The sequence below is a fragment of the Nitrospinota bacterium genome (assembly GCA_027619975.1).
Classification (GTDB): Bacteria; Nitrospinota; Nitrospinia; order Nitrospinales; family VA-1; genus JADFGI01.
In genome coordinates this window covers 1-13,261 of the sequence record JAQCGX010000050.1, presented here as the reverse complement: position 1 = coordinate 13,261, position 13,261 = coordinate 1, and the positions used below count along the sequence as shown (strand labels likewise).

General features: G+C 45.8%; 12 protein-coding genes and 1 tRNA gene. 6 read left to right on the top strand and 7 right to left on the bottom strand.

Features of this window, described 5'->3' with window-relative positions; genetic code table 11:
* Positions 1-78: 78 nt before the first annotated feature.
* From O3C58_13345 to O3C58_13315, 7 genes are all read right to left on the bottom strand, one after another.
* Positions 79-588, bottom strand: a complete 510-nt coding sequence (locus O3C58_13345) for a CbiX/SirB N-terminal domain-containing protein (GenBank protein ID MDA0692837.1) — start codon at positions 586-588, stop codon at positions 79-81.
* Between the two features lie 14 nt (positions 589-602).
* Positions 603-1,967, bottom strand: coding sequence for a TIGR01777 family oxidoreductase (locus tag O3C58_13340; GenBank protein ID MDA0692836.1), 1,365 nt, complete (start codon positions 1,965-1,967; stop codon positions 603-605).
* A gap of 17 nt (positions 1,968-1,984) precedes the next feature.
* Positions 1,985-2,914 (bottom strand): MerR family transcriptional regulator, encoded by a 930-nt coding sequence (locus O3C58_13335; GenBank protein ID MDA0692835.1) that lies wholly within the window; start codon positions 2,912-2,914, stop codon positions 1,985-1,987.
* A 29-nt stretch (positions 2,915-2,943) separates the two neighbouring features.
* Positions 2,944-3,330 carry a hypothetical protein gene (locus O3C58_13330; protein MDA0692834.1) on the bottom strand — a complete coding sequence of 129 codons (387 nt, stop codon included), beginning with the start codon at positions 3,328-3,330 and terminating at the stop codon, positions 2,944-2,946.
* A 35-nt stretch (positions 3,331-3,365) separates the two neighbouring features.
* On the bottom strand, positions 3,366-4,061 hold the full coding sequence (locus O3C58_13325; GenBank protein MDA0692833.1) for a hypothetical protein: 696 nt from the start codon (positions 4,059-4,061) through the stop codon (positions 3,366-3,368).
* 1,623 nt (positions 4,062-5,684) lie between these two features.
* The gene (locus tag O3C58_13320) at positions 5,685-8,012 is read right to left on the bottom strand and encodes a bifunctional DNA primase/polymerase (protein MDA0692832.1); all 2,328 of its coding nucleotides are present in this window, start codon (positions 8,010-8,012) and stop codon (positions 5,685-5,687) included.
* A complete protein-coding gene (locus O3C58_13315) occupies positions 8,009-8,221 on the bottom strand; it encodes a helix-turn-helix domain-containing protein (GenBank protein MDA0692831.1) in 213 nt (70 codons plus the stop codon). The genes O3C58_13320 and O3C58_13315 overlap by 4 nt, the downstream gene beginning before the upstream one ends.
* Positions 8,222-8,579: 358 nt before the next feature.
* On the opposite strand from O3C58_13315, the gene O3C58_13310 reads away from it, so the two are divergent.
* The 6 genes from O3C58_13310 (at position 8,580) to O3C58_13285 (ending at position 12,908) form a co-directional block, all read left to right on the top strand.
* On the top strand, positions 8,580-9,254 hold the full coding sequence (locus O3C58_13310) for a recombinase family protein (protein ID MDA0692830.1): 675 nt from the start codon (positions 8,580-8,582) through the stop codon (positions 9,252-9,254).
* A 202-nt stretch (positions 9,255-9,456) separates the two neighbouring features.
* Positions 9,457-9,540 (top strand) — tRNA-Leu (locus O3C58_13305).
* A 424-nt stretch (positions 9,541-9,964) separates the two neighbouring features.
* Positions 9,965-10,825, top strand: coding sequence for a zinc metalloprotease HtpX (gene htpX / locus O3C58_13300; GenBank protein MDA0692829.1), 861 nt, complete (start codon positions 9,965-9,967; stop codon positions 10,823-10,825).
* A gap of 36 nt (positions 10,826-10,861) precedes the next feature.
* Positions 10,862-11,200 (top strand): TraR/DksA C4-type zinc finger protein, encoded by a 339-nt coding sequence (locus O3C58_13295; protein ID MDA0692828.1) that lies wholly within the window; start codon positions 10,862-10,864, stop codon positions 11,198-11,200.
* 127 nt (positions 11,201-11,327) lie between these two features.
* Complete coding sequence (locus tag O3C58_13290; protein ID MDA0692827.1) at positions 11,328-11,717, top strand: hypothetical protein; 390 nt, start codon at positions 11,328-11,330, stop codon at positions 11,715-11,717.
* A gap of 108 nt (positions 11,718-11,825) precedes the next feature.
* Positions 11,826-12,908 (top strand): glycosyltransferase family 4 protein, encoded by a 1,083-nt coding sequence (locus tag O3C58_13285; protein MDA0692826.1) that lies wholly within the window; start codon positions 11,826-11,828, stop codon positions 12,906-12,908.
* Positions 12,909-13,261: the final 353 nt, after the last annotated feature.

Sequence of the window (13,261 nt, the reverse complement as noted above, 5' to 3'; positions counted from 1 at the left end):
TGTCGGAACTCCGCCATGACCGATTAAAACGACACCTTTTTGAGTTTTGTCCATTTTTCAATTTCCTTTTTTAAAATTTTACACTTGGACCGCTTCTATCTGTTCTTTCATCATTCCCGCCACCTTATTCAAATTAAATGGCCATGCATATTTGATATTGATGTAAGGGTATTTGGTTTTTAACTTATGAACTTCCTCAGGGATTTCCTTTTCCGCGTGCGAACCGCCCGGAGTGACCATGGTGGTCAACAAAACAATATTGATAATCCCATGTTCAATCAATTCCTCCACCGCTTGGGCAATTGTGGGTCGGCAAAATTCGTTGTAAGCCGTGACCAGTTTACAATCCCGTAATTGCAATTTTAATTGCGAGGCCAGAGACTCCAGCCCGAATTGGTAGGGATCGTTGTCAGGGGTTCGTGGCCAGTCGCGCAGGGTATTTTCCAGGTCCTGTTCAACTTGTGAGGGAGATTGATCGGCCTTTCTGCCTTTGTGCAAATCCATCCATTTTTTAAACTGGTCGCGTGGAAAATCTGTCGGAACTCCGCCATGACCGATTAAAACGACACCTTTTTGAGTTTTGTCCATTTTTCAATTTCCTTTCATGCGCCCATAAGTTTTTCAATGGTTTTATGACGGTGTTTAAAAATCGTTTCCAGATCGTTCCGGATCCATTTTCCCGCTACCAGATCTCCCAGAGTGCCAAACGGAACCCTGTATTTTACCTTGTCCCGTACCAGCGTTCCTCCGTCCTTCTCGAAAAATTCATGTGTGTGATACCAGTGACTGTATGGACCTTTTAGTTGAATATCTGAAAATTTGTTGTTAGGTTGCCAGTCAGTAATTTCAGACTGCCAGCGCATGGGAATCCCGTGCAGGGAAAGCCGGTAATCCAGTTTGGTTCCTTCCTGAATGTCTTGGGTGGTTTGATTCACAACCTTGAAACGCAAGGTATCGGGAGTGAGTTTTTCAAGATTTGCGGCTTCCTTAAAAAATGCAAAGGTTTTATGGATAGACTGAGGAACCCACTGCTCCATTTGAAGTTCGTGACAAGAGTGCCCGCAAACTTCCTCCAAGGCTTCCTTCAACTGAGGGTATTTAAATGTAAACCCTGAATCACAGATTTTCCGGGCACTCACTTTCTGACTGCTTAGCAGTAAATCTGAAAGTTCTCCCAGGCCTATTTTTAAAACAAAACCAGGTACTGGAAAAATTGTGCGACACTTTAGAACATCGCCCAGAACTTTTGTGAAATCATCGTTTCGGACGGGATTTGGACTGACCGCGTTATATATTCCGTCCAGAGCAGGGGTTTCAACGGCATGAATCATCATGTTGACCAGGTCATCGATATGAATCCAGCTCATCCATTGAGACCCGTTTCCCAGTCGTCCGCCCAGACCCATTTTGAAAGGTGGCAACATTTTATTAAGAGCCCCTCCATCATGTCCGAGAACCATTCCCACGCGACAGGTGACGGTTCTAACCCCAAGCTCTTGGGCTTTGAAGGTTTCATTTTCCCAGGCTTGGCATACCTCCGAAAGAAATCCGTTCCCGGTTGAAATTGTTTCATCTAGAAGCATTTCACCGCGATCCCCATAAAACCCAATGGCCGAAGCGGACACAAAAACTTTGGGTTTGTTATCCATGACCTTCATGGCATCCACCAAACGACGCACCGACATGACTCTGGATTGCATGATCTGCCGCTTTCGAGTTGCTGACCAACGTCTATCGGCAATGCCTTCTCCCGCCAGATTGATGACCGCCTCCACCCCTTTGAGGGTGCTGGGTGAGAGAGCATTTTCTTCAGGGTTCCAGGTTTTAATTTTGCAATGAACGGGTAGATGAAAACTGGCCGACTCGGAGTTTCTGGTCAAAACCACAATTTCATGGCCTTTTTCACTTAACTTTTTAACCAGTTCTTTTCCGATGAATCCAGTTGCACCCGTTACCAGGATTTTCATGACGGACCTTCTTTCTATTATTTATTTAATTGACTGATCCACTCGTAGTAATCCGAGAAATTGTCGAGCCGGATGATTCCGGGAGCCGCATCTTGCGCGCCTTCTCCGCCGATGATCATATTTGTTGTTTTATCTAAACCTTTTCGAATCTGTCGCAATTGCTCCTTTGACATTTTTGGTTCCACGCAATTGGATATGCTGAGGCACAGTAATTGAGCTCCGCAATCCTCAGTGGTTTTTAAAATATCTTCTACAGGCGAGTTCGGGCCCAGATAAACCACTCGAAAATCCGCCATGCTGGTGACCACTGCGCACATCAACAGGCCTAGGTTATGTGTTTCTTCCGGCAGTGTAGAAAGCACGGCAATGGGTCCATCTTTTCTAATGTTCAACTGTCGCCACTTGGAGGAAAGGAAATCACTGAGATGGGATGTCGTGAAATGTCCCTGCCCTACGGCCAGTTCTCCATTGGCCCAACCGTTGCCAATTCTTCTTACAAAAGGAGTCGAATAATTTAATATAAAATTCAAAGGGCCTTCCTTGTTCCATATTTCGTGAAAGCCGTGGCTGAGGGAATCGTCATCATATTGATGAATGGTCTCGACCCATTTTTCAATGATGAGTTCTCTGGATACCTGGCCAGATTCTGCATCCGGTTGCTCAAGGCTTGTGCTCATGAAACTTTGAGCGCCCAGCAATCCCTGAAGCTCTTCCAGGGTCCCGGTCACAACCTTGCTGGCCCGGTATCCAGATTCAAGGGCCCTCGCAATGGCCCTCAGCCGTGGAACTTCTTCTTTTGGGTATCTTCTGTGGCCAGACGGAAGGCGCTCTGAGAGTGGGGCGCCGTATCTTTTTTCCCACACTCTCAGAGTGTGAACGCCTATCCCCGTCTGTTTCGAAAGTTCTCCAATCGAAAGGTAATCTTCAATTTTTATAAGGTTATTCATTATTTTCTCTTTGGTTTTGTTATTAAAAACTAACAATGAACGTTAATCTTAGAATCTTTGCTCAGGTTTTCTATGATAGCCACATCATCGATATTAACGGATTTACCCAATTGTTTGGAAAAAGACAGGTTATACCTAAGGTCGTAGCCACGTTTGTCCCAGTTTTGAATGCTATCTTTAATAATACCATCCTTGCCCATAGTAATTTTCACTTCGACCCAGTCATCACCCAGGTTTTCGACCACAAAGCTGGTGTCACAACTGGATCTCCAACCAGGCTCCAGAATGGTTTGGTTCATTGGAGTTGCATTTCGACTTTTGGTTGGATAATCCGCACCGGCCTTGACGGGAGCGGCTAATGCGATGCTCACCCCCGCGATTCCTGCCAGTCCCAGTTTACATATGTTCTTAAACATTTTATTTCTCCCTGAATATAAAATTAAACGTTTAACTACATGTTCGAGTCGTTATGAGGAGCCATGGCCATACCCTGTGCGTTCACATGATTGATGACTTTGACACCGGAAGTAGCTTTTTCGACGATGAATTTGCGGCCCGCTAAGGTGGCCTGGAACGTGTTGCCAGGTTTGATGACATATTCTCTTAACAGAGACTGTTCGAACCGGTTAAGCCCGACATAAATGTTCTTTTTGTTCTGGGCCATGGCCTGGGCGATCTTTCCTTGGGTTTTCACATTGAAAGTCCACTCGTAGGGTAGATAAGCGTGATCGTGACCCACATGAGATTTATGAGTCATGGATGCATTGGCAACCCGGTGGCTAGTTTTGATGGGAACCTGATCTGTGTAAGCGACGTTACTGACCCGGTTGGCATCAACGATTTTCATTACCGCGGAGGTTCTCTCCATCAAAAAGTTGATTCCGTTAACCTCGCTATTGAACTTGTTGCCAGAATCGATGTCATAATGGCCCAGTTTCTTCTGCTCAAAACGGTTCAACCCAATCAAAGCTGTGGGGTTGGAATAACTCAGAGCTCTTTCCATTTTGGCGGTCATTTTGTTTGAAAGTTTCCACTTGTAAGAAACCGTGGAGTGATCATGGTCCGAATGAGCCATAGCGGCAGTCGGGGTCAAAGTAATTGTGGCTGCGATTGCGAGGGCGTTTAAGATGCTTTTTCTCGTTTTCATTTTGTTTCTCCTTAAATTATAAATTGGATTGTTGTCTAGTATTTCTATCTGATCTATGTCCTTAATATAGACATAAGACTAGATATTGTCAAGAAAAGATTTAAAAAAACTAGATAAATATCTAGATAAAACTATAAGATATTGAATTGTATATTATTAAAATTTGATAAATTTTGTTGAATGCTTGGATTTGGGGGGAAATAAACGGGGTTTGAGGGGTTATATAGAAAAATATTAGATAAAATTCAAGATTTTAGAGGCGAAAATTGCCTGGTATTCAATAATTGGCAGGTGGAAGCGATTTCGGTCAATCATAATTTACAGATTTTCTTGATGCGGGTTGGGGGAGGAGCGATCAGGGAAAAGGTGCCAGATGGCAGGAACCTGCGTACACCAATCTCCTTCCTCCTTCCAGCGACAAGCAATTAGTGATCTGATATAACCCACGCGGGGAGAGCGTTTTTAGGCTGAGGCCAGCTTACAGTAATAAAATATCAACGACCCGCGACGTGCAATTTCGAGGTCAGATAATATCGGCAAGGGATGAGCCATCAGAGGGCGGATTCTAGCGTTCAGTGACGCGTGTTGCAGGGGCAGCTGTCCGGCGATACAGACCACATATCTTCGACCTGATATCAGTATAGAGCGACCCAGGGCGGGGGTTACTCTGGTGTTAGCACTGGAACCAAAAACCAACGATAGAGGGCACGGACCATTGCCCAGTGTTCTCAGAGTATTTAGGGTCAGGGACCAGAGAACTGGGTTCAGGTATTTGCGTCGCGGGTCGGGTTTGCTTATATATTGAACCTGTTGTCACGGTTGTTAATTGGTTATGGTATGGATTGTTAATATTGTTTATATGTTAATAATAGTGATGATTTTTGGGTGTTAACCTGACTTGATGCGGGACGCGGGTGCCATAATAAATTTTCAGCCTTATTCAAAATGATTAACGTAAGACTTGTTAAAAGTAGCCCAAAACGTCCAAAATATGAATTGGCTAAGTTTGTCTCCAATTGAAGAAGAATTTGGGGCGGATCTTGGTGTGTTAGAAATAATTACTTTCTTTAGAAAGTTGGTGTTATGTCCGCATATGAAAGCTTTATGGACCAAAGGTTAGTTTAGTTAGTGTTTTTTCCAAACCCCTTTCTATATAAACAAATATATTTTACTTTTTTATTTTTCTATAGAAACTTTAGTACGTGAAAAGTACTAACCAAACTAACCTATTTTTTGCCTTAGTAAAATCCAAGGATAAATCTACAAGTAACAATAAATCCAATAGAGTGTCCGTCAACAAATTAAAAGGGATGTCCCTACAAAGGGGTATCTGAAATACCCTTTTTAGCTTGCAACCCATGAACCGTCGCAAGATTTCCTGGGTGAGTTATTCGATATCCCAAATTTTCCAAATTGTTCCCAACTACTGTCCCGTGCGGTTAATGGGCTTAGTTAATTTCTTGTTTTTTTTTGCCCTTGATGAGGATTATGCGGGCGCGAAAAACAAGGTTTTGAGGAAGCCGTTGCCTTCGGAGAAGAGCTCTCAGTAAACTTTTTTCTTTGTTCGACGTTGTAAACTCTGCAATGGTTCGTGACATAAAACCATTATAAAGCATCCTCTAATTAAACTAAATGACTAACCGCACGGGACACTAGAATGCGTGTGGGATATTTTTTAATTCGATTATCATTGCACCAAGTCTCAAAAGCTTCAAAGAAGCCTTTAATATCCTGTTTGCAGGTTTTGTCTTCTTTATTCTGCCAGCACTCGGTTTGTATAAAGTTTTCCAAGGGGTTTGCGTGAGCTAAAAATATGTATTTTTCCCTGAGACAGGGAGAAGGCTCTAAAAATTCTCCTCGCTCTCGGACTCGTTTCAACCCCTCCAAGGACCGGTTTAAAATCCCACTCATTTCATCTTTCTTAATTCGAGAAAACAGAGTTGGGTCTTTATCGACCCCATTCCTGAAAATTCTGTCGAAGGGGATTACATGTGCCCGCCTTCGAAAACCGTAACTTAAGTCAGCTACAGAAGGAAAGTTATTGCATAATAAAACTGGAAGAGCGACACAAACAAATTCAAACGAATTAATAAATTTGAGTTGCCCTGACATCAGTTTTGATTCGCTCATTTGCTTGAGGATACCATCAGGGAGCCGGGTACCAGTTCTAACATCATCGTCATAAAATATCAGTTTCCCGGCCAGTTCTCCTGTCCCATATGGGTTCCTCTCCAACTCGTTGATTCGACCAGAATAAACCGATGAACTTCCCATGAGCTCGATTAGTACCTTGATTAACATAGTTTTCCCATTATCTCCGCCTCCCCTTAATAACCAAAAAGAAGGAATATCGCGATGAGGTTGAATGGCATAACCCATGAATTCATTCCAATGACGTGACATTTCAACGGGAATAGCTCTTGATTCCTCTGAATCGCTTTTAGCGTTTGAAAAAATACCAAGTAAGGCTTCGTCATAAATCGGACAAGTTGCATCTGGGTCGTATTTTACGTCCAAGCAATAAGTTAAAAATGAATCTGCACGATGTTCACGCAACTCTACATTTCCATTTCCATCAACCGATAACTCTCCGTTAATAACATTTATTATCGGCTTAGGTTCTTTCGTGAACCTTAACGGATCGCCTTCTTTGGCTTGCTTTGCCTTCAAAAGTGATAATGCTTGATCAGCAGCGTGCGAATAGCTTATGAGTGAGGGATCAACATTTTGTTGAACAAGTTCCAGGATGAGTTTTTTAACCTGTTCATCGGTGGCTCTTTCCCAGTGCGTCCCAGTATATTTCCAGAAAGATTTGTCGGCAGCTCGTATCAGGTGCTCACCCCCCGCGAAATGCTGTACCAAAGTTTGTTCGGCAATGTCCATTCCGATATCACCTGATTGGTCACAGCTGTTTGAAGTTTCCCTTAAAGAATCTCGTAAAGCCTTGATCGAGCGCTTTGTGGCTCTCTTTATCCTCTGCAATAAGTCTTCTTCTTCAATAGGAGTCAATTGGGTCGAAACCATCTGGTCGATAATATTCTGTATATCGCTGGGTATAGACTCCTCAGAAAGGTCATCAATTTGCTCCACTAACTCAGAGAAAGAAGGTCCAGTGTTTTTTAGACCCATCCAATCTCGGAACTTATCTGCGACAGCATCACTTCCAATGAACCTCTTTAACGTTGGAAAGCCTGTAACCTGTTGCCCTTCATCCAGTTTTCTGGAGGTATCCTCGACAATTTGTTTGTAGCATCCCGGAATAGGGCTTCCCCCTCCGGCTTTTCCAACCTTCTCCATAAAATCAACGACCCACTCCTGGTCTTTAAATTCGCTTCTTAAAAGGGTCCCAGCCAAAGCCATCGCAGTGTTATTGCGTGCCCCCAAAACGGGCCAGTGACGCGCAAGCAGAGACGCGGCTGCTAATTGTTTTACTTTTTTGATTAAGACCTCTTGTTCAATTGGAGCTGGATTACCGGATTCGTTCCAAATGTATTTGTCTCCGGATGGATGAACGGAGGGATAGACTAAGGTTTGTTGAGGAGTTCCAGAGCTGGTTATGCCTCTGATCTCGACAATCATTCCGTCGTCGTCTTCTTTCTTCCCATGGGAAAACTGCATGGTTTTAAAATTTGGACAACAGTAAAACCAGTGAGAATTGGGTCTTTCACCCCTGCCCCCCTTTAAATGGGTCGGTGGCAAGAAAAAAGGGGCGAGCTCAACTGCTTCTGGACAGTCCAGGTCCACGTCAATTAGACCGTTTGATATCCCCAAGAGGATTCCAACATTTTGTTCTTTTTTATTGAATCTTGTATGAATATTTTCTTTTGAAATGCGTCGATTTTGCCAGTGTTCACCCTCAGGATTTTTCGTTTTATATTCTACATCTATAGGAAACCACCCTCGTTCTAGATAGGATTCAGCGGCTTGATATGGAGTGGTGTTAGATATCATTGCTCACCCCCTATTGTGTTATTGCGACGGTAACTTTGCATAAATTGTTTTAAATCATCTACGGCATATCTAACCATTCGGGCTAGCTTAATGTAAGGAGGCCCGTAGCCCTTGTGACGTGATATATCAAGCCATTGTTTGCTTACATTTAAGTAGGCCGCGGCTTGAGGGGTTGTTAAGTATTCTGAATTTTTCTTTTCACTAAACATAATTTTGCTTCCATTTCAGTTTGAGCTGGCTCTCCACTGAAAAAAGGCAGAGAACTAGCGCTGTTATAGAATGTACATTTAATTTTCCTGGGTTTAAGTGTTTAAATCTTAAGAGGTTTAGCGATTTATCACTTATGTCCTAATGAGCCATAATTATAACTGCCTTTAAAAAAGAATTTGTATGAAAGATTCGAAAAAGAAATGGCTCTCACTTAGGGGATCGCATAATTTGCTCACTTGTTTATATCAATAGCCTAAGGGATCATGGCTTTCCGCTTAAAGCATAAATTTCCAGTTGACATAAATACTAAATGGTCGTATAGTCTTTTATACATTAGTTTGAATGAGGGAGTCTAGCGTGAAACAGGCTGTAGGATACGTGCGAGTATCCACCAGAGAACAGGGACACAAGAGGAATGGCATAGAGGCCCAACGTGAAACGATAGAGCGGTTTGCTCAGGCAGAAGGACTCGTGATTGTAGAATGGCATGAGGAGTGCGAAAGTGGAAAGGGCTTCCTTAATGCGCTTGACAGTCGGCCCGAACTAGCAAAAGCCCTGGATCACGCCAAAAGGCTCAAGTGCTCTGTAGTGGTCTCCAAGCTTGACAGACTCTCTCGTGATGTTGCTTTCATTTCAGGGCTAATGTCCCGTGGCGTTGCCTTCATCGTGGCTGAACTTGGTCCAAATGTTGACCCTTTCATATTGCACCTGTATGCGGCTTTGTCTGAAAAGGAACGCATGCTAATCAGCCAAAGAACGCGAGAGGGATTGAGAAAGGTAAAAGAGAGGGGGATACGACTTGGGAATCCTACTAATCTGGAAGCTGCACAAAGAAAAGGTATGGAATCGAATATGGCACGGGCCGATGTTTTTGCTGAATCTGTTCTCCCTATTATTCACGCTTTCCGAGGTAAGAAACTCAGCCTTCGCCAGATAGTTAACGAACTGAATGATAGAAAGATCGCAACAGCAAGGGGAGGCTCTTGGCATCTAAAAACCCTGCAAAATATTTTGGCTCGTTCTTCAGCTTAATTGTCTTCTCCTATCCCAAAGAATCTATCCCAAATTGTTTCTTGTAGAAAACTTCCAAGTTCCCATGATATTGTTCTATCTTGAAGGATTGATCCATGGCACACTCTCGGTGCACTGAATCTGAAAAATGAGGGAAAATAAGAGATATTAGGTTTTGGAGAGATGAAGGTTAAGCCCTACTAATGTAATGGTTTAGAGATATGCCGAAGTGGCGGAATTGGTAGACGCGCATGATTCAGGTTCATGTATCCGCAAGGATGTGGAAGTTCGAGTCTTCTCTTCGGCACTCTTTTCAAAAGAGCGGGTTTGCTCACGATGGGCCGTGCTTCATGGTTCGGGCCTTTTTCGTCTAAGCGCTCACCCGCTCCAGTGAGAGGAAGCGGGCCGAACTTTTTCGGCCCGGGATATTTATCAGGCCCATGACCGGGGCCAATCCGTCTTCCCTGCGGGCAGAACCCGCCTTTCCCCGTTTTCGTCCTCCCGGTGACTCTTAAGAGCCGGAAAGCATCTCCATCCCCTTGAAAAAATACCCCTGTTTTCAGAATCACCTGTTTCACTTCCCATTGTACGTAAAATTAATGCCGGTTCCTGCCCTATCATTGGCTGGCGGCTTTTAAATTTCCGCGGGACTTTGACAAGGGAGAACCTGGATTTTATCTTTACTGTGAGGGGGAGTTTATTTGCAATAAACAATAAAAATTTGGCAGGTTATGAATACTCTTAAAACGACATTATTGCTGGGTGGTCTGACGCTCCTCCTGGTTTTTGGAGGAATGGCGTTGGGCGGTCAGGAAGGAATGGTCATTGCCTTTCTTTTTGCCGTGGCGATGAACTTCGGCGCCTATTTTTTCAGCGATAAAATAGTTCTATCCATGTACAAGGCCGAGGAGATTCAGGAACACGACGCGCCGGAACTGTTTCAGATGGTCCGGGAGCTTTCCCGGCGCGCGGAAATTCCAGTGCCGAGGGTTTACATCATTCCCTCCGATCAACCCAACGCCTTCGCCACCGGACGCAATCCGGAACACGCCGCCATTGCCGTCACCGACGGCATCACTCGTATTCTGGATCACGATGAACTGGAAGGGGTGCTGGCGCATGAGATCAGTCACGTTAAAAACCGCGATATTCTCATAGGAACGATCGCCGCCACGATGGCCGGCGCGATCAGCATGCTGGCAAACATGGCGCAATGGGGGATGCTTTTTGGCGGCGGCCGCCGCGATGGAAACGGGGGAAACCCGATTTTCATGATCCTGACGATGATCCTGGCGCCCATCGCCGCTCTTCTCGTACAAATGGCCATCTCACGCACCAGGGAATATAAAGCCGATCACACGGGCGCGATATTGACGGGATCACCCGAACCTCTGGCCAGCGCGCTCATGAAACTGGAGCGATCCGCTCAGCGGATTCCCATGCACGCCGAACCCGCAACCGCCCATATGTTCATCGTCAACCCGTTGACAGGTAAGGGGATGATGGCCTTGTTCAGCACGCATCCTTCCACTGAAAAGCGGGTGGAGGCCCTGATGGCTCTTAAATCTCTGCAACGTTCTCCGTTGGCTTAGGTTTGACTGGCAACTCCATAATGCTATGATGCGGGCATGAGCCCGGAAGAACGCCAGGAACTGAAACGTGAAATCGTCGATGAAATCGAAGCGCAAAAGCATTTGATCAAAAGCCTCGAAATAACCTCCAGGCCCGTGCCGCCAGATGACGCCATTGGCCGTCTCACCCGTATGGAGGCGATCAGCAGTAAAGGCGTCTCGGAAGCGTCGTTGCACTCAGCCCGAACAAAACTGGTAAAACTGGAGACCGCATTGGGGAAAGTGGATCATCCAGATTTCGGCATCTGCATCCGCGGCGAAAACCCCATCCCCCTGGGCCGCATCAAGGCCATGCCGGAAAACGTTCTGTGCGTCCCCTGCGCTGAAAAGAGATAATGGTCTAGGGATATCAGGTTAAAATTTCGGTACCACTCATAAATGTTAACTAAGGATTTCTGCCCTGATTAAAATTGATTTAAAAGGTTTAGTAGAAGCTTATTCAAAACTTAGCGGTCGGGACTGGATGTCTTTGATGGCGCGGGCAGTCGCGTCAGAAATTCCGGGTCGGAATGCGCTCACCGTTCTTTCGGAGCCAGTCAATAAGAACCAAAATGAGGTTGAAGCTAAAAATAAGTTTAACTCTCGGATTATCTGTGCGGGAGCTTTCGATCCTTTCAAATACGAAATAGTTGGGAATGGGGTTAGTAGCATTACCGACACTGGAGTGGGTGATTACTTTGTTTCGTTCCTCGAACCGATCGAAGCCGAATACTTTGTTCAAATCACCGCAGATAACCTTCTAGCTTCATGCACAAATCAGACATCAAAGGGGTTTGGAATAAAATTACTCCAATTAGATGACAAAAAAAGTACTGATGGTATTGTCAAGTTCCTTTGCTTTTCAATCGAATGAGTTCCACCCTAACAGAGCATCAGACCATCACCCGGAGATGTTCCCATCTTAAAAATCTGCCTCACCATATACTCCTCACCCTGGTCGCGGTTTAAAGGCGGCGGCCAGATCGCCGTGCATCAACTCGCCTGCGCCCTGCAACGGCAGGGTTGCGAGGTGCATGTCCTTTATTCCAGAGAGCCGGGAGAAAAAATTGAGCCGGATGTCCCTTACAAAATTCACTGGGCCCGCAGATTCAACGTCGCCACCATCAATCTGGACATTTTTTCCTTTGCCTTTGCGCTCAACCGGCTGATGCGGCGGGAACGGTTTGACATTGTTCACGGCAACGCCGAGGAATCGTTTTTTGCTTCCTGTATTTGCCGGAGGACCGGAGCGGTTCCACTTTTTACCAGTCACGCGCCGACTATCCCGGCGATGGGAATACTTCGCGCCCTCTTGCGTCCCCTGTCTTTTCTAAAAACCATAAATCCGCTTCTTTTGCGCTCCGCCGCTCGCCGTGCGAAAAAAATATTCACTTTCAGTCAGTTTTCCAAAAACCGGGTCCTCGATGGCTTGGGAAAACGCTGGCAGGATCGCGTTGAGGTGATTTCAGCCGGCATCGACCCCTCGTGGTTTGATGTCGAGCGAGCGCCGACGGATAAACCGGAACTTGTTTTCTGGGGGCGCATGGAGGATGAAAAGGGCATCCCGGAATTGCTTCAAGCTCTGCAAATCGTCGCAAAAAAAATTCCCGATGTGAAATTGACCCTGGTTGGCGAGGGACATCGTCTGGAGGCATACAAACAGCAGGTGCGGAAGCTGGGCCTCATTCCGAGAGTTGTGATGCCGGGGTGGCGATCCATAGAATACATCCAAGACCTTGCGGCGACGGCGCGGATCGGAATCTTTCCGTCCCGCATTGAAACGTTTGGTCTTTCGGTGGCGGAAGCTCTGGGCTCGGGGCTGCCGGTCATCGCCACCTCTGCGGGGGCTTTGCCTGAGATCGTCGAAGACGGCGTGACGGGAACGCTGGTACCACCTCAAGACCCGCAAGCATTGGCTTCAGCCATCTTAACCGCGCTTGCAGATGCTGGGAATAGTAACCGCATGACCGAGCAGGGGCGGGAGGGCGCGCGGCAACAGTTTTCCTGGGATGCCACTGCCAGGCAATTGATCGCGATTTACGAGCAGGAATTAAAAGCGGTTTGAAATCTTCCTCTGCAAAGGGGGGATAAAGAGGCTCCCCCTTCTGGAAGGAGACCTTTGCGTAAGTTGAAAATTTTCATGGAGTTTACTCCGAGCATATCCTCTACGTCATCGCGAGCCGCAAAGCGGCGCGGCGATCCAGGTGTTCTGGATTGCTTCGTCGCCGTTGGCTTCTTGCAATGACGGGTTTTGCAAAGGTCTCTTCTGAAAGGGGGCTGGGGGGATTTGTAACGTTATTCATAGCAAAGGACATTAGGGCATCTCTAAAAATTGACAACGACGCCGAATCGCCAATTCAAAGACGCGTCTTTTGTTTTAGTAGGACAGGCTTTCCTGCCTGTCCGCACGGGCTGGAA

Excerpts from the sequence above, each read along its gene's own strand:
- O3C58_13345 (MDA0692837.1), bottom strand. The coding sequence starts at position 588 with ATGGACAAAACTCAAAAAGGTGTCGTTTTAATCGGTCATGGCGGAGTT.
- O3C58_13340 (MDA0692836.1), bottom strand. The coding sequence starts at position 1,967 with ATGAAAATCCTGGTAACGGGTGCAACTGGATTCATCGGAAAAGAACTG.
- O3C58_13335 (MDA0692835.1), bottom strand. The coding sequence starts at position 2,914 with ATGAATAACCTTATAAAAATTGAAGATTACCTTTCGATTGGAGAACTT.
- O3C58_13330 (MDA0692834.1), bottom strand. The coding sequence starts at position 3,330 with ATGTTTAAGAACATATGTAAACTGGGACTGGCAGGAATCGCGGGGGTG.
- O3C58_13325 (MDA0692833.1), bottom strand. The coding sequence starts at position 4,061 with ATGAAAACGAGAAAAAGCATCTTAAACGCCCTCGCAATCGCAGCCACA.
- O3C58_13320 (MDA0692832.1), bottom strand. The coding sequence starts at position 8,012 with ATGATATCTAACACCACTCCATATCAAGCCGCTGAATCCTATCTAGAA.
- O3C58_13315 (MDA0692831.1), bottom strand. The coding sequence starts at position 8,221 with ATGTTTAGTGAAAAGAAAAATTCAGAATACTTAACAACCCCTCAAGCC.
- htpX (MDA0692829.1), top strand. The coding sequence starts at position 9,965 with ATGAATACTCTTAAAACGACATTATTGCTGGGTGGTCTGACGCTCCTC.
- O3C58_13295 (MDA0692828.1), top strand. The coding sequence starts at position 10,862 with ATGAGCCCGGAAGAACGCCAGGAACTGAAACGTGAAATCGTCGATGAA.
- O3C58_13290 (MDA0692827.1), top strand. The coding sequence starts at position 11,328 with ATGTCTTTGATGGCGCGGGCAGTCGCGTCAGAAATTCCGGGTCGGAAT.